Here is a 21,333-nt window from a genome sequence, read left to right as displayed (position 1 = left end):
ACTCTGCAAAGGTCGCCACATCTGATTCGCCCTGGGTTTTGCGCAGGCTGGTTGTTTTGGTTTTCTGTCCTGTGGTGGTCGGTGTTTCGGGCAGCGTACGCGGCTTCGAATTGGTCGGGGCTGAGGTCGTCGAGGTAGCGGTGGATGCGGCCGGTGTTCCACCAGTGCATCCAGCCCAGGGTGGCGAGCTCGACGTCGTCGATCGTGCGCCACGGGCCTTGTGCGGGGCCGCGGATCAGCTCGGTCTTGTAGAGCGCGTTCACGGCCTCGGCCAGGGCGTTGTCATATGAGTCCCCGACCGATCCGATCGAGGGGACAGCGCCGATCTCGTCGAGGCGCTCGCCGTATCGGATGCTGGTGAACTGGGCGCCGGCATCGGCGTGAGCGACGAGCCCTTCGAGGCGGACGCCGCGGCTCCAGCGGGCCATCTCCAATGCGTCGAGCACCATCTGGGTGCCCATGTTCGGCGCGGCCCGCCAGCCCACGATGCGGCGGCTGTGGGCGTCGGTGATGAAGCACACATAGGCGACGCCGGACCAGGTGGCGACGTGGGCCAGATCGGCGACCCACAGCCGGTTCGGGGCATCGGCGGTGAAGTCCCGCTCGACGAGGTCGGGTGGGCGGGCCGCTTCGGGGTCCGGCCGGGTGGTGCGCACCTTCTTTGTCCGCTTGACGCCCCGGATACCCAGCCGCCCCATGAGGCGGGCGACTTGGCCGCGGCCGATGTCGTGCCCGGCGCGGCGGGCCGCGATCCACAGCTTGCGCGCCCCGTACACCGAATAGTTCGCCTGCCACAGCGCCAACAGCAGCGGCATCATCGCGGCGTCGCGCTTCGACCGCTCAAACGGCGGGCGGCGCTTCGCGGACCAATACGTGGACGGAGCCACCTGCAACGCGGCGCAGACGGGCTCGACTCCGAACTCGGCACGATTCGCGTCGACGAACTCGACGGTCATCGCTGTCGGCGGTCGAGCCCCTTACCCGAAAAAAGTCGCCGCCCGCTGCAAGATCTCATTCGCCCGACGCAGCTCACGGTTCTCCTGACGCAACCGCCGCAGATCCTCGCTCTCAGCCGAGGTCAGCCCCACACGGGCACCCGCGTCGATCTCGGCCCGGGCCACCCACTTGCGCACCGACTCCACGCCATAGCCCAGCTGCCGGGCCACCCTGGTGATCGTGCCCGCCGAAGCGCCCAGCTCCTAGCGCAACGCCAGCACCATCCTCACCGCGTGCTGCTTCTGCTCAGGCGAATACCGCCGCGACGCCGCCGCCCTCGCTTCTGTGCTCATGGCTCCCATGCTTGCTCCAATCTCTGGAGCCTGCGCAAAACCCAGGGCGAATCACCGCTCATCTGTCGCGTCCCTGCTGCGCACCATCGAACTCGACAACAAAGCCCACGCCAACGCCCGAGCACACCGGCAGGCCCAACAAGACCGCAGCAGCGACACCGAAGCATCCCAGCAGCACCCCACAGGAGAACCACCTCAGAAAGCGGCTTGACCGAGCACTTCGGGCTGTGTACGATACGAACGTTTCAGGTACAGCCAAAACTGCCCCTGACCAGCAGTTTTGGGTGCCGAAGGTGGCCAAGAAATAGCGATATATGCCCAGTAGGCCTTCTCGGTCGGCCTTGAATAGCCCGAGCTTCAGAAGACGTCAGTGCTCAGCGGTCGTACGGGGGGAAGGCGGCGCAGAGTTCGGCGACTTCAGCGCGCACCTGGGCGATGACGTCCTCGTCGTCTGGGGCTCGCAGAACCCGTGCTGTGAACTCGGCGATCTTGGCCATCTCGGCCGGTCCCATGCCTTGGGTGGTGACCGATGGGGTGCCCATCCGCAGGCCGCTGGTCACGAACGGCGAACGGGGATCGTCGGGTATCGAGTTGCGGTTCAGCGTGATGCCCGCTGCGTCGAGAGCTTCTTGCGCCACCTTGCCGGTCAGGTCGGCGTCGAAGGTGCGCAGGTCGATGAGCAGCAAGTGGTTGTCGGTACCACCGGAGACCAGCCGGAAGCCGTGGCTGCCGAGCGCGTCAGCGAGCGCTGCTGCGTTGGAGACGATTCGGGCCTGATAGTGGGCGAACTCCGGGCGCGCGGCCTCGGCAAAGCCGACTGCCTTGGCCGCGACCGCGTGGTCGAGCGGACCGCCTTGGCTGCCCGGGAACACTGCCGAGTCGATGCGCTTGGCGTATTCCTGAGTGCACAGAATCGTTCCGCCACGTGGGCCGCGCATGGTCTTGTGCGTGGTGAAGGTGACGATGTCCGCATACGGCACCGGGTTGATGTGCACGCCGCCCACGATCAGCCCGGCGATGTGCGCGGCGTCGAACATGAACACTGCGCCGATCTCGTCGCAGACCTCGCGAAACGGCACCGGGTCGATACGACGGGGATAGGCCGTGGCGCCCGCCACGATCAGCTTGGGACGATGCTCACGGGCCAGGTCGGCCATCGCTTCGTAGTCGATCCGCTCGTCGCTGTGGGTGAGGCCGTAGCTGACGAAGTTGTACAGGCGACCGCTGGCGTTCACGGGCGAGCCGTGCGTCAGGTGACCGCCCTGGTCAAGGCTCATGCCCATCACCGTGTCGCCGGTGTCGAGCAGCGCCAGGTACACCGCAGCGTTGGCCTGTGATCCTGAGTGCGGCTGCACGTTTGCGTGCTCGGCACCGAAGAGCGCCTTCACGCGGTCGATGGCGAGCTGCTCGGAGGTGTCCGCGTTCACGTTGCCGCCGTAGTAACGGCGGCGGGGGTAGCCCTCGCTGTACTTGTTGGTGAGCACGCTGCCGGTCGCGGCCATGACCGCCGGCGAGGCGAAATTCTCTGACGCGATGAGCTGCACCGTCGTCATCTGGCGCTCAAGCTCGGCGCTCAGGACGGCGTCGATGTCAGGATCGTTCTTGGGAGCCCAAGTCGTCGAGCGCGGATGGGTCGGGCCAATACGGCGAGCCGTACCGTCGCCCCGCTCGGCGATCGCTCCGATCTTGTGAACTCGTGGCACATGGCGCCCGCCTTCGAAGGACGCCCCGAGAAACGCATCCACCGCGGCGCTGGCGCGTTCGGGCTCGATGAGGCGCGCCCCGAGGCAGATGACGTTGGCGTCGTTGTGCTTGCGCGCCAGCCTCGCTGAGGTCTCGTCGTACACAGTGGCGGCGCGGATGCCCGCGACCTTGCCGGCCGCCATTGCGATCCCGAGGCCGCTGCCGCACACAGCGACACCGAGCGCAGCGGTCCCCGCGGCGACAGCAGAACCGACCGCTTCCCCGAAGTCGGGATAGTCGACCGATTCTGGACCGTTGGTGCCCAGATCGATCACTTCGTAACCGTTCGCGCGCAGATGCTCTGCGAGGCGATCCTTCAATTCCCAACCGGCATGGTCAGCAGCGACAGCGATGGTCGCGGGCGCGTCAATTTTCACGGCGTCAGTCTCTCATCGACTCCACCTTTACAGACGGCGGGTTGGGGGGTCTGCGCCGACTTCTTGAGTCCCAAGACGGCGATGTCGACCTGTCGTTCGACAGCCCAGTCGTTCGACAACTCAGTGTTCTGCTTCGACGGCAAGCGTCAGCAGCTCGGCGGGAACTGCTCCCTCACGCAAGACGACGGGCTCAGCTCCCGTCACGTCGACCACCGTCGAGGCGGTTCCTCCCGCGGCGTGACCCGCGATAACTGCCGCCGGCGCCACAGCGAGGCTCTCCGCCGCTTGCTGGGCATCGGCGGGTGTGGCCGCGCCGTGCCGGTTGGCGCTGGTTCCGGTGAGCGGCCCGGTCTCGTCGATGAGCCAGCGCAGCCAGCCAAGTGCCGGCGCTCGCACGCCCAGTGTGGAGAGGCCGTGGAGCGGATCGGGCCCTCCGCGGCGCTGTGCCACCAAGGTAAGGCCGCCGGGCCAGTGCCGGCTGGCCAGGCGGCGCGCGCCACGAGACAACTCGACAAGGTCGCCAGCCTGCGTGAGGCCCGACACCAGGATCGGCATCGGCTCGGTCGGCGGTCGCTCCTTGGCGGAACACACAGCGGCCACGGCCTCGCTGTTGGCGTAGCGGGCCAGGACGCCGCAGAGGGTGTCCGTGGGTGCCACGACAAAACCGCCGTTTCGCAATGACGACATCGCCGTGTCGATCACTGCCGACCCCGGTTCGTCGAGGGGTCGCTGCGCGACGAGCGCTCGGTCACGGCCTGCGAGATCCCGCTCGATGCGCACGGCCTCGTAGCCGCGGGCATCGGCCGCCGCTGCAAGGTCAGCTGCCTGGTGCGGAGCGCACTCAAGCACCAGCAGCCCGCCGGGCGCGAGCCATCCTCTCGCCTCATGAAGGATCCTGCGCAAATCCGCCAGCCCATCGACGCCCGCGTACAGAGCGTCGTGCGGCTCCCAGTCGGCGACTTCGTCGGGCAATTCCTCGTCGTCGGCGACATATGGCGGATTGGCGACGATGACATCGAGCCGTTCGCGTAGTTCCTGGCTGCCCGACGGGCTCGGAGGTTCGGTGCCGTCGGAATGGCCCGCAAGCGCTCCGCTGAGAGCGGGGGATACCGAAGTGGGCGCCGGAACGTCGACCAGCGCGTCGAACCAGTCGCCGTGGTGCAGCGAGACCCGTGCAGCAGCCCAGCCCACGCCAGCCATGTTCTCCCCCGTCAGCGCGAGCGCATCGGGCGAGCTGTCGGTCGCGAAGACGCGGGCGCCGGGAACTTCGTACGCGACCGACAGAGCGATGGCGCCACAACCGGTTCCCAGGTCAGCGACGATGGGCGTTCGCAATCGCCCGCTGCGCACCTGCGCTGCCAGCCATTCGACGGCGATGCCAGCGACGGTTTCGGTCTCGGGACGAGGGATCAGTGCCCGACGATCGGTCGCCAGATCGAGCTTGCGGAAACCCCATCTGCCCAGTACGTACTGCAACGGCTCGCCAGCTTTCCGCCGGGCCGCCATCGCATCGGCGTGCGCGACCATGCGCACCGTCATCGGAGTCCTCGGCGCCGCAACGACGTCCGCAGCTCCGCAACCCGCAGCGGTCGCAGCAATGTGGCGGGCGCTCGAGTCCGGTTCGGGCACACCGGCGTCCACCAGCCTCGAGCGCACGCTCGCGTACAGCTGCCCCAGCGTCAGCGCCTCTTCGTCGTCCGGCATCGAGGGGTGCTCCGATTTGCGGCCGCGGCGTCAGGCCCCGGCGCCCCCCGTACTCGCAGCGAGGAGTTCCTCGCGTTCGGAGAGCTGGAGAGCTTCAATGAACTCGTCCAACTCGCCGGCCAGCACACGATCGAGCTTGTACATCGTCAGGCCGATGCGATGATCAGTGACCCGGCTCTCCTTGTAGTTGTAGGTGCGGATCTTCTCCGAACGCCCTCCGCCTTTGACCTGGTCGCGCTTATGCGCCGCCTGGTCCGCCGCCTGTGCCTCTTGCTGGAGCTGCAATAAGCGAGACCGCAGTACCCGCATCGCCTTGGCCCGGTTCTGGATCTGGCTCTTCTCGTCCTGCATCGAGACGACGAGGCCGGTGGGCGTGTGGGTGATGCGCACAGCCGAGTCCGTGGTGTTGACTGACTGACCCCCGGGACCTGACGAGCGAAACGTGTCGATCACCAGATCCGACTGGTCGATTTCCACGTCCACATCCTCGGCCTCGGGCAGCACGCTGACGGTGGCAGACGACGTATGGACCCGGCCCTGCGACTCGGTGACCGGCACCCGCTGGACCCGGTGCGGACCGCCCTCGAACTTGAGAGCTCTCCACACGCCGGGGCCGCGCACCGCGAATGTCACATTGGTGAACCCGCCCATGTCGCTGTCCTGGCTGCCGAGAAGCTCGAAGGCCCACCCGGAGTGTGCGGACACGTACGCCCTGTACATCTCGAAAAGGTCACGTGCCCAGATGTTCGCCTCTTCGCCGCCTTCCGCGCCCTGGATCTCGACGATGACGTCGCGCGCATCGTTGGGATCGGTCGGCAGCAGAAGCAGCTTCAATTGCTCTTCCAGCTCAGCCGCCCGCTGCGATGCAGTCGCCAGCATCGTTGCAACTTCCTCGGCTTCGTCGCCGGCACTGGCATCGAGGAGCTCGCGTGCCGCTTCGGCATCGTCGTACGCACTCTGAACGGCGTGGGCGACGTCGATGATCTCGCCGAGGCGCGCAAGGCGACGCCCGAGATCGGCGAACAGCGCGCGATCTCCGCCCGCGATGCCTTCGCCGAGGCGTCGCTCAAGTTCTGCCCGCTCGGCTTCCAGTGATTCGAGCCCCAGGAAGTCGAGGGAGGCCGCCACGCGCTCAGGCTAACTGCGCTCGGCGGCACGGCTGCCGGCTGCGCCGGTGCGCCATCCATTGTCGATCGGGGCGATCTCAGCCGGCCGCTCGAGCAGCGCGGCCATTGCAGAGATGACGTCGTGCGCATCACGTTCGGGAAGTGCCAGGACGAGGTCGGCATCAGGGTCGAGGAATGCCCGGGCGTCGGCACCGAACGGCACAAGGTTCACGTCGATGCCGACTGACGCGACCACGACCACGCGGCTGCCGTCGGCTCGCACGCCGTAGGCAACTGCCGGGGACGGATCTTTGGGACCGCCGCGCGGCACCGGCGGCGACGCCGGACCCAGGTGCCGTGCACCGACGAGTTCAGGCTGGCGAAGCAGGAGCGCGCGAAGCCAGCGAGCCGACGCGAGCCGGTTCAACGGATGCGGCGATGCGCCCGGCGCGCGATGAGCACGAACGACTCCGGCGACGCGTGCGACGGCCTCAGGCGTGGGCTCGTGAGCGTGCAGCATCGAGAAGGCCTCTCGGTCATGCGCGCCCACCCCCACTTCGATCTTCCACGCCGATCCCTGCTCTCGGGATACAGCCGGCGGCTCATCGGATTCGGCACCTGCATCGGACGACTCCTGCAATTCGGCGACGAGCGCAGCGTCGGCAACGGCGTCAGCAACGATGCGCGCCACTTCGAGGCCTTCCACCTCTCCGGTGATCACGCCGTGCTCGACCGCGACATCGACACCAGCGGCACTCAGCACGGCCACGAGTTCGGGCACACGCGGCGGCGCGGGCTCGACGGGCCGCAGCGCCGGCGCAGCAACTGTGGCCGACGCCCCATCGATCTGCCAGATGATCGGCGGCGCCAAGAAGCACATCGCTCGTCGTGCCAGCACGTCGCTGCACTCATCGGCGAAGACATGCACGGCTGCACGGCGCGACCGCAGTGCCAAAGCGAGGGCCCCGCCGAGTGCGCGCTCGGGACGCTCCTGAGCGAGGCACACCACACTCGAATTCGGCCCCTCGGCGACAGCAAGTGCCCCGTCGTCGGTGCCAGCGACATCAGCAAGCTCGACATCGAGCACCGCACGCGAGAGCGCCCGCAGTTTCGCCGCGTGCAGTGCGTGAATGCGGTCTGAATCAAGTGCCACGACTGGTGCCCTGCACTGGGTGAGCCGATCGGCGCGAATGCCGAATCGGTGACGTTGCTGCGGGTCAGCCAGCGCGGACTAGCTGCGCTTGCCGCGACGGCCGTAGCGGCGCTCGAAGCGCTCGACGCGACCGGCGGTGTCGACGATTTTCATCTGTCCGGTGAAGAACGGATGACTCGCGCTGGACAGCTCGACGTTGGCCAGCGGGTAGGTATTCCCGTCGGTCCACTCGATCGTGTCATTCGTGTCGATCGTGGACTGGGTGAGGAAGGCAAAGTCGGCGCCTGCGTCACGGAACACCACGGGCCGGTAGGTGGGGTGTATGTCGCTCTTCATGGTGTTCTCCGCGGCATCAGGCCGGTCGCTGGGGTGCCTCGCCGCTGTGCTGGAGCTGTGAGGAGCGACCAGTGTGGCGGCAGCGGCATGATGATTCCAACCACGCCGCAATGACCGTGACCCCGGCGGCGGTCATCACACACGGGTCGGGACTCGAATCAGCGATGATCGCCCAGGCTGTAGCTCTGCTCGCCGTCGAGTTCGATGCCTCCAGAACGGACCGCTTCTGCTGCCGGGAAGCCGTCCGCGAGCGCGATCTCGGCATTGGCAGCTTCGCGAAGGCGTGCTGCCACCAAGTCGTCCGTTGGGTTTCCGGTCGAAGTGCGTGCCGTGGCGATCATCGTGATCGAACCGGCCTCCTCCAGGTTCCGTGCCCCGCCGAAGAACCGCAGCGTCGAGGCAATGGCCGCACCCAGTGCGTCCCCAGGTTGATTCCGCCCGTTGCCGCTCGCGGCGTACGCACGAGCCAGCCGCGTCAGACCGTCGAAGAGGATCACCACGTCTGCGCCGGCCTCGGCCATGCGCTTGGTGCGCTCGAGAGTGAGTTCTGCGGTGGCGAGGTGCTCTTCAGGTGGCCGGTCAAAGGTGGAGGCCAAGACCTCTCCGGAGGTCTCGAGGCGTCGCGTCAGTTCGGTGGCGTCTTCGGGTCGTTCCTCGATCAGCAGGACGATCAGGTGCACGTCAGGATGGCGATCCCCGATGGCACCCGCAAGTGCGCTGAGCAGAGATGAAGCCGACCGTGTTCCCGTCGCGGCCAGCAAGCCGCGGCTGCCGAGTCCGATGGGCGCGTGCTCGTCGACAATCGCGAGGGGGTTGTCAGAGCGCGATTCGGCCAGCAGCAACGCATCGGTCGGCAACACGGGTGTCAGGCCCTCAAAGAGCGGGCGATCCGGCTCGTCGGACGGCGGTTCGCCGTTGAGCGTGTCAAGCCGCAGCAGTGCAGGATTGCGCTCGCTGCGGGCAGCCGGCCGGCTCACGCCGGTGATGCGGTCGCCTCGACGCAGGTCGTATTGGCGCACCTGCCGGGCGGCGACATAGACGTCGTCGGCGGACGGCAGCGGCCCGTTGGTGCGCAAGAAGCCGTAGCCCTCATCGCGCAGATCCAACAGACCATCGCAGTGAACGGTCTCGCCGGCAAGCGATCCGTCGTCACGTGGGCGCCCGCGGCGACGGCTGCGACGGTTGCCTTCCTCCGCCACCGGTGCGTCCGGTCCGGGTCCCTCATCGCCCGGCTGCGCGTCGCTGTCGTCTGCCTCGGGCGGGCCCGGCACTTCTTCGGCGGATGGCTCTGCCGCTGCGGAGTCAACTCGGGTTGACGGGCGAGCGTCGGTCGGCCGTGCCGGTGTGCGGGTTCGTGTGGTGACCACAGGAGTCTCGGCTTCGGCCACCGATTCGGCTGCGGCCGGCTCCTCCACCGCATCTGCGCCGGTACTGCTTGCACCGTCCGGCGCAAGGATGGCGCTGATGATCGTGTTCTTGCGGGCACGCGGCACCACCTCGATCCCGAGCGCAGCGGCGATCTGGAGCAGCTCATCGCGCTCCTTGGACTCCAGCAAGGCACGATCCGGCATTTCCGACATTGCTACCTCAGAGGTTCTGGCCCGCTCTCGCGACGCCGCCCGGCCCGCGATGTGACACTGCGTTGCCTGTGCCGGACTCCAATGCCCGACCCAGCGATCCGGTCCGGTGACGCCCGAGCGAGCCCTGCACTGGGGAACCGTCGATCAACGCTGACGCTACCGCCACCCGCCCGGGACTGCTACCGAGTGTTGCGGACGATCTGTCGGACAACCGCTTGTTGAAGTTACTCAGAAGGACTGTTGCCAACACACTGCCGATTGGTCAATCCAGAGGGCGCAGTTTTCGATTTCCAGCGACTCAACGGCAGTGAACTCGCCGCGTGGGACCGGGAGACGCCGTTCGAAGTTGGATCCTTCGGGGTCCTCGACGGGAGCCTCCTCCGTGGTCTCTTCACTGACATCACCGTTTGCGGGTCCGACGCTGATGGCCAGCACCAGCATGGCCCCAGCCGCCACCAGCACCCCGAAGGCCGTGGCTGCGACAACCCTGCTCGGCGTCCGCGCCCCGTCCGAGTCCTGCGTAGACATCACAACCCAGTCAACTCTTCGTAGAAGGCAGCGCTTGCGTCGGTGCCGACCCCGGGAGCGAGGTCACGGCACGACGTCGAGAGCTCGGCGCCGTCTGGGACCGAACCGGTAGATGCGGAAATCGCGATCCAGCGAAACCGCTTCGCCGATTCCGAGGCGCTCCATCACCGCCCAGCTGATGCGATCCGATAGCGAGAAGTCTTGGTCGCCGAACGCAACACCGATCGCGGCTGCTACCTCGAGGTCAGCCAGCAATGAGACCTCGACCCGGGCGATGCCGCCTCGGATGGCATTGACCGACGTCTCGGCAGCCCCGGCATCGTGTCGGTATCGCATGACAGTCCACGTTTCCTGCAGCACGTGATCGGTCGTCAGCAGGCGGCCCTGACGCTCCCGCAGCACATCAGCCACGCGCCCGTGCGACGCTGCCGCGCTATCCGCCAGAGCGACCCAGGCCGAGGTGTCGACGAAGCTGAACTCCATACCTCAACCAGAGCGTTCGGCCAGTTCTGCCGCGACCGCTGTCCCGATGATGCTGTGGCCGTCACGCACCATGTCGAAGGGCGTGCCTTGCACCATGCCGCAGATCGACTCGAGATCTCCTTGAGGTTCCGGAGCGTCCAACTCCTTCTCAAGGAGGCGCCGCGTGAACTCGGCAAAACTGATGCCAAGTTCGGCCGCACGCTGCTTCGCCCGAGCATGAACCTGGTCCGGCAGAGTGATAACAGTTCGCATCTGATGACATCATGGCATCAACATCTTGATGCTGATCACCGAGGTGCTGCCGGTGTCACCGTCCGAAACCGGGAACGGCCGCTGGGTCGGCTTCGTCTTAGCGGGTGCAGCGGGCAGTGACGAAGTCGCGGAGGGCGGCGAGGTCGTTAGGAAGCGCTGTGAGGTACTCGTCTCGATCGGCAAGGGCGGCGAGTGCCGGCGGCAGCTCGGGTTGGCGGCCTGTGGCTTCGACTACGGCCTCGCCGAATTTGGCGGGATGGGCCGTGGACATGACGGCGATGGGAGTGGTCCATCCGCCGGGCGGAGCGTCGCGGCGTGCCACCGTCAGTGCGACCGCCGTGTGAGGGTCGATGAGCCGGCCGTCAGCCTCGTCGACGGCAGCAATCGTGGCCGCCACCTCTGTCTCGCTCGCGGAGCCGGCATCGAAGCCCGCCCGCAAGCCAGCCAGCACTTCGGGCGCCAGCACCAAGGAATCTTCTGCTCGGAAGCGGGCCATGTCGGCTGCGAGTGCGGCGCCGCGGCGACCGCCCAACTCGAACAGCAGCCGCTCGAAGTTGCTCGACACTCCGATGTCCATGGCCGGGCTCGTGGAGGGCTGCACCTCGCTGATGGACATGTCACCGGTGCGGTGGGTGCGCGCCAGGATGTCGTTGTGGTTCGTGGCGACCACGAGCCGGTCGATCGGCACGCCCATGCGGCGAGCCACATCCCCAGCAAGAACGTTGCCGAAATTGCCAGTCGGAACGCAGAACGACACGGCCCGCTCGGGTGCGCCCAGCTTCACCGCGGCGGTCACGTAATAGACGGTCTGCGCTGCCACGCGGGCCCAGTTGATGCTGTTCACCGCGCCGAGCCGCATCCGCTCGCGCAACGGTCGGTCTGCAAACAGGGCCTTCACCAAGTCCTGGCAATCGTCGAAGGTGCCGTCGATGGCCACGTTGTGGATGTTTGGGCTGTCCACCGTGGTCATCTGGCGCCGCTGGATCTCGGTGACCCGGCCGGCCGGATGCAGCATCACTAACTCGATGCCCTCACGATCGCGACACGCCTCGATAGCCGCCGAGCCGGTGTCTCCTGAGGTGGCGCCCACGATCGTCATGGTCGTGCTGCGCCGGGTGAGCTCGTGCTCGAACAGACGGCCCAGCAGCTGCAGCGCCACATCCTTGAATGACAACGTCGGTCCCCAGTACAGCTCCACGAGGTGTTCTCCCGCGGCCAACCTGCTGGTCGGCACCACGTCGGGATGGGTGAAGGTGGAGTACGCGTCGAGGGTCAGGGCGGCCAGGTCATCGACACTGAGTGACGGTGCCACAAATGGGGCCAGCACCCGTGCTGCCACCTCGTGATACTCGAGTTCAGCAAAATCAGCCAGATCGTTCGCGCTGATCGCCGGCAGTCCGTCGGGCACATACAACCCGCCGTCGGAGGCGAGGCCCTCGAGCAGCACATCGCCGAATTCCAGGATCGGGGCGTCGCCCCGGGTGCTGAGGTAACGCACGCTCAGGCCAGTCAAATCCGTCGGCTACTGGCCGATCACGCGGATCGCATTGCCGATGTGACGCACGGCGTCGAGGTTGCGCACCTCGCGCAGCGTGGAAGCCACGTCGGCTTCGCGAGCGCGGTGGGTAATGAACTCCAAGTGCGCGATGCCGTCGGTGGCACCATCCCGAGTGGTCTGCTCGACCGAGCGGATTGACACCCCGTGCTGGCCGAAGACACCGGCCACCGCGGCGAGCACGCCGGGCTTGTCGGTGACGTCGAACTGCAGGTGATACGCGGTGTGGGTCTCGTCGATTGGCCGCAGTCGCGCCGCGGCCAGCGGGCCGAAGCCATCGCAGACGCCCCGGCGCAGATTCTGCGACACCGTGATGAGGTCGCCCAGCATGGCGCTGGCGGTCGGGAAGCCACCAGCGCCCCTTCCATAGAGCATGAGATCTTCGACAGCCTCGCCTTCGAGGAACACGGCGTTGAAGGCGTCACGCACCGAGGCCAGCGGATGGTCGATGGGCACCATCGCCGGATGCACTCGCACAGCGATCTCGCCGTTCTGGCGCTCAGCCACCGCGAGCAGCTTGATGACATGGCCCATCCGGGCTGCCGCTGCTATGTCACCCTTGCCGATGCCGCTGATGCCCTCGGCGTAGACGTCGCCGGCCACGACTTTGGCGCCGAATGCGGTCATCGCCAGGATCGCCGCCTTGGCTCCGGCATCGAATCCCTCGACATCTGCGGTCGGATCGGCCTCGGCGTAGCCCAGACGCTGCGCCTCGCCGAGAACGTCCGCGTAGTCGGCCCCGTCCTCGGTCATCCGGGTGAGGATGTAGTTGGTCGTCCCGTTCACGATGCCCATCACCCGGGTGATGCGCTCGCCGACGAGCGAGTTGCGAAGCACGCCGATAAGCGGGACCCCGCCCGCTACGGCCGCCTCGAACGTCAAGTCCACGCCGCTGGCCGCAGCTGCGGCAAAAAGCTCCTCACCGACATTCGCGATGAGCTCCTTGTTGGCCGTCACGACGGGCTTGCCTGCGTCGAGAGCCGCGGCCACGAGGTGGCGCGCCGGCTCGATGCCGCCCATCGCTTCCACGACCACGTCCACGTCGTCGGCGGTCACCAGCTCTTCGCTGTCGCGAGTGAGCACGCCGCTGGGCAGCTCGACGATGCGTTCCGCACTGAGGTTTCGCACCGCGACCCGGGTGACCTCGAACCGCAGCGACGTGCGCTCCACCAGATGGTCAGCGTCGCGCTGCAGCAATGCGGCAAGCGATCCCCCAACGTTGCCGCAGCCCAGAATGCCGACGCGGACACGGTGCGTCACGTCAGCGCCCGCGGCTGACTGGGCGCCTGAAGTCGAAATGGGCTGTGACACGGCCGAAACGGTACCGGCACTGCGGCAACGCCCCAGCAGTGTTATTTCAATTCGAAGGCCGCTACCAGCAAATCTGGCTTGTCAGCCGATGTCGAGCGCGAGCATGTCGTCGACGGTTTCGCGGCGAATCACCAGCTGCGCTGTGCCGTCGGCGACAAAGACAACCGCCGGGCGGCCGATGCGGTTGTACGGGGCGCCCATCGAATAGCCGTACGCCCCCGTCACGGGCGTCGCCACCAGGTCGCCCGCAGCGAGTCCCGCGGGCACCGGCGCCGAGCGCACGATGACGTCGCCCGACTCGCAGTGCTTGCCCACGAGCCGCACCCGGTCGGGCCGTGGGTCTTTGACTCGTGCGGGCGCGAACGCGGTGTAGTCGCTGCCGTAAAGCATCGGCCGCGGGTTGTCCCCGTAGCCGCCATCGACGGCCGCATAGGTGCGCACGCCCGGCACTTCCTTTCGAGCGCCCACCGTGTAGAGCGTCACCGCTGCGCCCGCAGCGATGGCCCGGCCCGGCTCGGCCGTCAATCGGGCCGTCAAGCCGTACTGGCCACAGAGCTTCTGCCACTGTTCAGTGAGCGCATTCCCCCACTCGCTGATGCTGGGCGCGGTCTCGGATTCGACGTACGCCACGCCGAGACCGCCGCCGATCGACAGCTCGCGCAGTTGCTGCGAGTGTCCCTCGAACGCCTCCGCGGCAAATCGAGCGACGACACCGAGAGCCTGAGCGAGGCTTTCGACCCGAAAGACCTGGCTGCCGATGTGGCAGTGGATGCCGATCAGTTCGACCGACGACGCCTCGGAGGCTCGCTCAACCGCCGCCTCGGCGTCACCTGCCGCGATGCCGAAGCCGAACTTCGAGTCGGCCTGGCCGGTCGAGATGTAGTCGTGGGTTTCCGCTCGGACATCCGGTGTCACTCGCAAGAGCACTCTGGGCGCCCGTCCGTCGGCTCGATGCAATTCGTCGAGGAGGTCGAGCTCATCGAATGAATCCACCACGATGCGTCCGACCCTGGTTTGGCGCGCACGGTCGGTCTCGGCAGCGGACTTGTTGTTGCCGTGCATGACGACGCGCGACGCAACGCTGTCGCCGCCGAAGGCCCGCAACACGGTCTCAAGCTCACCGATGCTGGCCACATCTATGTGCATGCCTTCGGCGACCACCAGGCGGGCCATGGCCGCGCACAGGAATGCCTTGCCGGCGTAGGCCACTCCCCCATCGAACGCCGCCACTGCTTGCGCGCAGCGGGCGCGCAGGTGCGCCTCGTCGTACACGAACAGCGGCGTGCCGAACTCCGCCGCCAGCTCGACGGTGTCGCACCCGCCGATGGTGAGGTGCCCTTCGGGCGATACGTCGGCGGTGTCGGGCAGGAGCCGGAACGGGATCGGACCGCTCGGATCATCGGCGGGCACCCCGCTGCCGGTCTCGGGCGTCCCTGGCGTTGCAGAGCTCACAGCAACCACCTCACGGTCTGCTCACATCTGCTCGGGCGCGTTGACGCCGAGCAGGTCCAAACCGATGGCCAAGCCGATGCGCGTGCCCTCGGTCAGGCACAGCCGAGCGTCGCGCTGCTGCGGCGACACGTCGCTTCGCAGGATCGGGCAGTCGTGGTAGAAGCCGTGAAACGCGGCCGCGAGGTCGCGGACCCAGGTGGAGACCTTGTGGGGCGCCCGCTCCCGCTGCGCCAGCTCAACTACGGACGGCAGTACCTCCAGCGCCCGCATCAGGGCGATCTCGCGCTCGCTCACCAGAAGCGCGAGATCGATATTGTCGGCCGGCGCGCTCTCGACGCCCTCGGCGCTCGCCTTGCGCTGCACCGATGCGATCCTGGCGTGCGCGTACTGCACGTAGAACACGGGGTTTTCGGTGGCCTGGGCGCAGAGAAGGTCGATGTCGATGGTCTGGCGCGTGTCGATGGACTGAAGCAAGAACGCAAAGCGCGCCACGTCAGGGCCCACAGCGTCGATCAGCTCTCGCACTTCGACCATGGTTCCGGTGCGCTTGGACAGTTCGATGACCTGGCCGTCGCGCATCAGCGTCACGTTCTGGCCCACGATGGTTTCGTAGAACGCAGGCTTATCGGATTCAGGTTGGTGCCCCAACATACGCATGGCAGCGGCCATACGCGCCACGTAGCCATGGTGGTCGGCACCGAGCACGTCGATGACCCGGTCGATGTCCCGGCCATCGCGGCTGAACTTGGCGTGGTGATAGGCGATGTCGGGCAGGAAGTAGGTCGGCTCGCCATTGCTCCGGATCAGCACTCGGTCCTTGTCGTCGCCGAACTCACTGGTGCGCAGCCAGACAGCCCCGTCCTGCTCGTATGTCGCTCCACGATCTCTCAGCAGCTCAAGGACACCTGCCATGGGGATCGCTAAGTCGCCGGGATCGGGCTCGACGACCTTGGTTTCGTACTGCCAATGGTCGAAGCTGACGTTCATCGCCTCAAGCGATTCACGAACATCGCGCAGCGCACGCCTCATGCCCCACTGAGCAGCGAGCCGGACCCCTGGCGGCAGTAGCCCGGGCATGGGCCAACTCCCTTGGGAACGGGCGATGGCCTCCAAGGCTTCAGCAGGCTCAATGTCACCTGCCTTTCGCAGCACTACCGCCAACTCATCAGCCCACTCTTCGAGGTACCTGCCCTGATGGAAGTCGTCGCCGAAATCAGCGACATATTGGCCGTGATAGCCATCGTTCGGGACGGGTTCGCCGGTCATGCGTGCCACCAGCGACTGGCCAAACAACTGCACTTGCACGCCAAGGTCGTTCACGTAGTACTCGGTGACGGTCTCGTAGCCGCAGCGACGGAAGAGGCGAGCGAGGCTGTCGCCGAAAGCTCCCCAGCGACCGCCGCCGGCATGCAACGGTCCCGTCGGATTGGCCGACACAAACTCGAGGTTCACGGTCTGCCCGTTGCCGATGTCGGGGCACGCGTATCGCTGCGCCCCTTCACGCAGCACGGTTGCCAGCACCTCGTGCAGCCACAACGGCGACAGGTGCACGTTGACGAATCCAGGGCCGGCGACCTCGGCGCGTTCGAGGTGCGGCACGCTCGCGCTCCCGAGCTCTGCGGTGATTCGTTCAGCCAGCTCGCGCGGCGCCATCTTGGCCGCCTTGGCGTACACCATGGCTGCGTTCGACGACCAGTCGCCGTGACCGGCTCGCGATGGGCGTTCCAAACGGAGACGCGTCACGTCGGCATCGATGCCAAGACCCGCAAGGGCACCTGCGATCGCGCCGGTCAGCGCCTGCTCCATCACCGTTGCGAAGCTACCCCTGCCCGACGCTGATCCCGGGGTCAATTGCGGCCAAACAGCCGCATTGCGGCGCTGTGTTCTCGCCGGCACCGACGATGTTCGAGCCTGCATCGCACCGGCTCTCGGCGCGGCGCAATTCGCCGCACGGGGTGTCCCCGCACATTCGGCCGTGTGACTATCTCGCGCTCCGGCGGCGTGACAACCTCGCGCTGTGGATCTCGACCTGACGTGGATCAACGTCGCCGCGAGTCTGACGCTGGTGGTCGCCGTCGTCGCCTTGTCCATGTGGCTTCGCCTCGGGCTGACGCGCGGCGTGGTGATTGCCGCGGCACGGGCAGCAGTGCAGTTGCTGGCAGTCGGAAGCGTGCTCATCGTGGTGCTCCGGCCCACAGCCCCGCTCGTGTGGTCGTGGCTGTGGGTTGGGGCCATGGTCGTGCTCGCAACCGGGGTCGTGCGGCGGCGCGCACGGAGGCTGGCTCCGTTCCAACCCCCGATCCCGCTCGTGGCCGCAGCGATCTTGGTGCCGCTTGCGGTGTGCCTCGCCGTCACGTTCGGCATGGGCGTGTTCGACCTCACGCCCACGGCACTGGTGCCGGTGTCTGGCATCCTGCTCGGCAATTCTCTGCCTGCCACGGTCGCTGCGGCCTCCCGCTTCGAGGAGTTGCTGTCCGACGAGCGCGGTCAGATCGAGGCCATGTTGGCCTTGGGCTTCGAAGGCCCGGCCGCTCTCCGTCCTCAGGTGCGCACTGCAATTCGCACCGCACTCATTCCCCAGATCGAACGTACGAGCGTGGTCGGTCTCGTGGCGCTGCCGGGCGCCATGACGGGAATGATCCTCGCCGGCGCCGATCCGCTCGATGCGGTGGCTGCACAGATGATCGTGATGTTCCTTCTGCTGGGCGCTGTCGCCATCACTGTGGCCTTCGTCGTAGTAGGCACAGCCAGCCGCTCGATCACTTCAGACCAACGACTCGCCCGGCCGCTGCACAGCGTGGTCGAGGGGGGACGTGCGGTAACAGACGGCTGAATCTCAGCGCCGCCAAGTCGTCGCCGTCAAAGCCGTAGATCTCTGGGGAGGCGTGCGGTTGCAGGCGGCTGCATTCCAGCGTCGCCTTGGTACCGGGTCGAAATACAAACATTTGTTTGCATACGCTGATATACTGTCGATAAATTCAAAGGGAGGTGAATCAGTTATGAGTGTTCTCTATCTGAATGATGTATTCCAAGATGATTTGAGTGGCTCGGAAGCCGCCGCGGCGGGGTCAACCCGACCCGGGCGTTCGTCCACCGCTTCCCGCCGCGCTGGGCCCGATGGGGTGTCCCCGTTCGCCACCGTGGGCGATCTCGGCGCGCTGTCGCGACTTCGAGCCGCTGTTGACGCATGCGAGGCGCGCCTCGCGGCTGAGATCGACCATCTGGATGATTTCGGCAACGACGCCGCCGGGGTTCTGCGCCAGCAGTCCGGCTGTTCGCTCGCCAACGCCAAGCGGGCCGCTGAACGCGCTCGTTCTCTCACCGAGATGCCCAATGTCGCCGATGCGCTCCGCAAGGGTCGCATTACTGCTGAGCACGCTGATGCGCTCATCGGCGGCGCAGCCATTGTGGGCGCCGCTGCGGTGGACTCGTCGGCACCCCTGCTGGACACAGCGTCGATGTCTCTGGTCGAGCGGACCCGGCGCGCTGTCGGCGACTGGGTGCGCAAGCAGCGTGCGGGCATGAACGGCGAAGAGCTGTACCGCCGCCAGCGGGCCTTGCGGAGCTTGACGATAAGTCAGACCGCCGAGGGCATGCTCAAGGCCACCGCGTTGGCGACCCTGCCACCGGAGCGGCGTTCCGCGCGTTGATCGATGATCTCGCTCAGCGGTTCAACGACGCCGACCGCAGCGACTTGCGGCCCGATTCGCCCGAGCCGCGCGACTACTCCCAATGCCGTGTCGATGCGCTGGTTGCGCTGATCAACCTTGATGCCCACGGCGCGAGCCGACGCGCCATCGACGAGGACGCCGATCGGACCTGGCCCGAAGTTGCTGCGTTCTACGCAGACGAGCCGAGGATGTATCGCCCGGCGCTGGCCCGCGAGCACCTCTCCCACAATCCGGCCGACAGCGTGGTCCCGGTGGCCCAGGATTCGCACGACGCCGGCATGAAGCGCCTCAAGCGACGGAACCAGATCATCGTCGTCGCCGACGCCGCAGCGATCTGTGGCGATGAGTGGGCACGGTGCGAGATTCCGGGCGTTGGGCCGATTCCCCGGCGCGAACTCGAACGGCTCGCCTGCGGCGCGGACATCTTCGGGGTCGTCTTCGATGGCGACGGCCAGCCACTCTGGCACGGACGCCGCGTACGCACCGTCACCGACGCCCAATGGCGCGCCCTCGTCGCTCGCGATCGCCACTGCGTCCTGTGCGCCATGGCACCCAGCTGGTGCGAAGCCCACCACATCATCCCGTGGCAGGCGCCACACCGCGGACGGACCGACATCGACAACCTCGCACTGCTGTGCGGGCGCTGCCACCACGAACTCCACGACAGCGGGGCCGCGTTGTGCCGCGGACCCCGCAACACCTACGAACTCACTTACGACCTCAGCCGCGAGTGAGCCCGCAGGGGGCCGACGCGGGAATCACCCGCAAAGCACGCCGCACACTCGCAGCGGTCGGTAGCTTTGCCGGACATTGAGTCCGGACATTCGAGCTCAGCCCGGACCTTCAGCCCTCGTAGCTCAGGGGATAGAGCATTGGCCTCCGGAGCCATGTGCGCAGGTTCGAATCCTGCCGAGGGCGCTTTGTGATGTCGCGAGACATCCAATGCCGGTCGGGGCGCTTCGCCCAGGGATTGCGCTGAAGGATGTCGCCGCAGAATCGCCGGCCGGGAGCGTCAGTCAGACTGTGTCAGGTGACTGCTGACCAGCCCGTGAGCTCGGTTCGCTGGATGACGATGGCGGCACCGTTCGGAGGCTGAGCGGCGTACTGCGGGTACCGCGCGCACAGCAGCTCGATCGCGTGACGGTGCTGCGCTCCCTCGGTGTGCACAACCGCCCGGCCACGAATGCGGACCCACCACAGACGCTCCCAGTCGGCGTCGTCGTAGTGCTCGACCAGCAGCGTGACCTCGGGGAACCGTCGAACGTTGTCGAGCCGCTTGAGGTCCATCGTGGTCTTGGGCTTGTGGTCAACCGCAGTAACGACGACGTCGTCTTCGAATGCATAGGTGCACGGCACCAAGTCCACGCGGCCGTCCGAGCGAATCGTCGCCAGCGATGCCACCCGTCCCTGCGCCAGAAGCGCCAGCAGTTCGCCCTCATTCATGGGGCCGAACCCTAGGGCTGCCGTTCGGCAGGACCACAGCGACCGCCACCGTTCGGTCTCACGGCGAGTTCGCGAAGCGGGGACCGCGCGATCCCGCCGCTTCGGGGTGGCGCGCTGATCGCTGTCATAGTCTGTGCCCATGGCAACGACCGAGGCACCGCCGGCTGACGGCGCGGCACCCGCGCGTTGGACGTTCCAGTGGAAGGAGCTGTTCGACGAAGTCATCACCACCGGTCTGTGCACCGGCTGTGCGGGCTGCGTGATCTCGTGCCCTCACGAAGTCATCGGCTACGAGCACATCCAGGGCGGTTTCACGCCCTATCACCTTGAAGAGGAGCTCGGCCTCGACGACTGCGGTCACGGCCAGAAGGGCTGCACCAGCTGTACCCGGGCCTGCCCCCGATTTCGCACCTGGGAGCACGAGGCCGACGACTTCATGTTCGGCCGGCATCGCTCGGCCGACGAGCCATCGGGCGTCTTCAAGGACATAATCCTCACCCGGGCTTCGGACGACTACGTCCACGAGATCGGCCAGGACGGCGGCTTGGTCTCGGCCATTCTCATCTGGGCTCTCGATCACGGTTACATCGACGCCGCGTTGACGTCCTACGTGGGCGAGGGCGACGGCAACCAGTGGACCGCCTCGCCGGGCGTGGCCTTCAACCGAGACGACGTGCTGCGAGGCGCCGGAAGCCGCTACACGTACTCGGCCAACACGCTCGCCTACGGCGAGGCAATCGAACACGGCGCTCAGAAAATTGCCCTGGTCGGCATGAGCTGCCAGAGTTCGATCGTGCCGGTCGCCAAGTCCCGCAAGGTCGGCAAGGTCGGCAACCGGTTCGCTCTGAACATCGGGCTGCTGTGCTCGAAGTCATTCGACGAGGCCATCTTCGAAGAGCTGTTCGAGCAGAAGTACGGACTCGACCGGCACCTCATCCGCAAGACCAACATCAAAGGCGTCTTCCAGATCTGGACGCACGACGGCGGCTACTACGAGATCAACCTGAAGGAATGCCACGCCTGGACCCGCGAGGGCTGCAATCTCTGCCCTGATTTCGCCGCCGAGCACGCTGACATCTCCACTGGCGGCATCGGCAAGTACAGCGACTGGACCCTCACCATCGTCCGCACCGATATCGGCCGCGAGATCGTCATGAAGATGCTCGCCGACGGCTCGCTGATCGGGCGGCCCGGCGACGACGACCCGGGCGCGATTGCGCTTATGCACAAGCTCAGCGAGAAGTCGCGGGCACGCTGGCCGGACTTCGCCTGGAATCCTCCGGCGCTGCTGCCCGAGCCCACCAAGAAGTAGCCCCGACCGGTCGGGACGGACCCGCTGTGGGTCTCGGC

17 protein-coding genes, 1 tRNA gene, 1 pseudogene and 1 other annotated feature are annotated in these 21,333 nt (G+C 66.8%); of the genes and pseudogenes, 5 read left to right on the top strand and 14 right to left on the bottom strand.

The genetic code is table 11. From position 1 onward, the window contains the following. Window positions 1-74: 74 nt before the first annotated feature. From ACQY5K_RS16410 to ACQY5K_RS16350, 13 genes and pseudogenes are all read right to left on the bottom strand, one after another. Window positions 75-1,289 (bottom strand): annotated as a pseudogene (locus tag ACQY5K_RS16410) (IS3 family transposase); the annotation flags it as partial. Continuing rightward, window positions 879-993 (bottom strand) — a sequence feature (AL1L pseudoknot). It overlaps the preceding pseudogene by 115 nt. A 374-nt stretch (window positions 1,290-1,663) precedes the next feature. Beyond that, on the bottom strand, window positions 1,664-3,409 hold the full coding sequence (rpiB, locus tag ACQY5K_RS16405; protein ID WP_428117469.1) for a ribose 5-phosphate isomerase B: 1,746 nt from the start codon (window positions 3,407-3,409) through the stop codon (window positions 1,664-1,666). A gap of 120 nt (window positions 3,410-3,529) precedes the next feature. Further along, complete coding sequence (prmC, locus tag ACQY5K_RS16400) at window positions 3,530-5,113, bottom strand: peptide chain release factor N(5)-glutamine methyltransferase (protein ID WP_428117467.1); 1,584 nt, start codon at window positions 5,111-5,113, stop codon at window positions 3,530-3,532. 30 nt (window positions 5,114-5,143) lie between these two features. Continuing rightward, on the bottom strand, window positions 5,144-6,241 hold the full coding sequence (prfA, locus tag ACQY5K_RS16395; RefSeq protein ID WP_428117464.1) for a peptide chain release factor 1: 1,098 nt from the start codon (window positions 6,239-6,241) through the stop codon (window positions 5,144-5,146). Window positions 6,242-6,250: 9 nt separating this feature from the next. Then, on the bottom strand, window positions 6,251-7,372 hold the full coding sequence (locus tag ACQY5K_RS16390) for a hypothetical protein (protein ID WP_428117461.1): 1,122 nt from the start codon (window positions 7,370-7,372) through the stop codon (window positions 6,251-6,253). Between the two features lie 78 nt (window positions 7,373-7,450). Further along, window positions 7,451-7,708: a type B 50S ribosomal protein L31 gene (locus tag ACQY5K_RS16385; protein WP_428117458.1), complete on the bottom strand. Its 258-nt coding sequence runs from the start codon at window positions 7,706-7,708 to the stop codon at window positions 7,451-7,453. 158 nt (window positions 7,709-7,866) lie between these two features. After that, window positions 7,867-9,279: a hypothetical protein gene (locus ACQY5K_RS16380; protein ID WP_428117456.1), complete on the bottom strand. Its 1,413-nt coding sequence runs from the start codon at window positions 9,277-9,279 to the stop codon at window positions 7,867-7,869. A gap of 600 nt (window positions 9,280-9,879) precedes the next feature. After that, entirely contained in the window at window positions 9,880-10,299 is a 420-nt protein-coding gene (locus ACQY5K_RS16375) for a type II toxin-antitoxin system VapC family toxin (RefSeq protein ID WP_428117453.1), read from the bottom strand. Between the two features lie 3 nt (window positions 10,300-10,302). Further along, window positions 10,303-10,551 (bottom strand): hypothetical protein, encoded by a 249-nt coding sequence (locus ACQY5K_RS16370; protein ID WP_428117451.1) that lies wholly within the window; start codon window positions 10,549-10,551, stop codon window positions 10,303-10,305. A 97-nt stretch (window positions 10,552-10,648) separates the two neighbouring features. Then, entirely contained in the window at window positions 10,649-12,049 is a 1,401-nt protein-coding gene (gene thrC, locus ACQY5K_RS16365) for a threonine synthase (protein ID WP_428122739.1), read from the bottom strand. 24 nt (window positions 12,050-12,073) lie between these two features. Further along, window positions 12,074-13,417, bottom strand: coding sequence for a homoserine dehydrogenase (locus ACQY5K_RS16360; protein WP_428117448.1), 1,344 nt, complete (start codon window positions 13,415-13,417; stop codon window positions 12,074-12,076). Between the two features lie 81 nt (window positions 13,418-13,498). Then, window positions 13,499-14,869, bottom strand: coding sequence for a diaminopimelate decarboxylase (gene lysA, locus ACQY5K_RS16355; protein WP_428117445.1), 1,371 nt, complete (start codon window positions 14,867-14,869; stop codon window positions 13,499-13,501). 21 nt (window positions 14,870-14,890) lie between these two features. Then, on the bottom strand, window positions 14,891-16,675 hold the full coding sequence (locus ACQY5K_RS16350; protein ID WP_428117442.1) for an arginine--tRNA ligase: 1,785 nt from the start codon (window positions 16,673-16,675) through the stop codon (window positions 14,891-14,893). A gap of 211 nt (window positions 16,676-16,886) precedes the next feature. Here ACQY5K_RS16350 and ACQY5K_RS16345 point away from each other — a divergent pair, with 211 nt between their 5' ends. The 4 genes from ACQY5K_RS16345 to ACQY5K_RS16330 all read left to right on the top strand — a co-directional run bounded on the left by ACQY5K_RS16345 (window position 16,887) and on the right by ACQY5K_RS16330 (window position 19,458). Then, window positions 16,887-17,702, top strand: coding sequence for an ABC transporter permease (locus ACQY5K_RS16345; RefSeq protein WP_428117439.1), 816 nt, complete (start codon window positions 16,887-16,889; stop codon window positions 17,700-17,702). Window positions 17,703-17,991: 289 nt separating this feature from the next. Beyond that, window positions 17,992-18,519 (top strand): hypothetical protein, encoded by a 528-nt coding sequence (locus ACQY5K_RS16340; RefSeq protein ID WP_428117437.1) that lies wholly within the window; start codon window positions 17,992-17,994, stop codon window positions 18,517-18,519. Then, complete coding sequence (locus tag ACQY5K_RS16335) at window positions 18,516-19,274, top strand: HNH endonuclease signature motif containing protein (RefSeq protein ID WP_428117434.1); 759 nt, start codon at window positions 18,516-18,518, stop codon at window positions 19,272-19,274. Before ACQY5K_RS16340 ends, ACQY5K_RS16335 begins: the two co-directional genes overlap by 4 nt. A gap of 112 nt (window positions 19,275-19,386) precedes the next feature. Continuing rightward, window positions 19,387-19,458, top strand: a tRNA-Arg gene (locus tag ACQY5K_RS16330). A 108-nt stretch (window positions 19,459-19,566) separates the two neighbouring features. On the opposite strand, the gene ACQY5K_RS16325 is transcribed toward ACQY5K_RS16330, so the two are convergent. Continuing rightward, window positions 19,567-19,983 (bottom strand): TIGR03668 family PPOX class F420-dependent oxidoreductase, encoded by a 417-nt coding sequence (locus ACQY5K_RS16325; RefSeq protein WP_428117432.1) that lies wholly within the window; start codon window positions 19,981-19,983, stop codon window positions 19,567-19,569. Window positions 19,984-20,122: 139 nt separating this feature from the next. Between ACQY5K_RS16325 and ACQY5K_RS16320 the strand changes: the two genes are divergently transcribed. Then, on the top strand, window positions 20,123-21,295 hold the full coding sequence (locus ACQY5K_RS16320) for a Coenzyme F420 hydrogenase/dehydrogenase, beta subunit C-terminal domain (RefSeq protein ID WP_428117430.1): 1,173 nt from the start codon (window positions 20,123-20,125) through the stop codon (window positions 21,293-21,295). The last annotated feature ends 38 nt before the right edge of the window (window positions 21,296-21,333 follow it).

It is taken from the genome of Candidatus Poriferisodalis sp. (assembly GCF_965262965.1).
GTDB lineage: Bacteria > Actinomycetota > Acidimicrobiia > Acidimicrobiales > Poriferisodalaceae > Poriferisodalis.
Note: the sequence above shows the minus strand (reverse complement) of the source record. Positions and strands in the feature narration are given on the sequence as shown.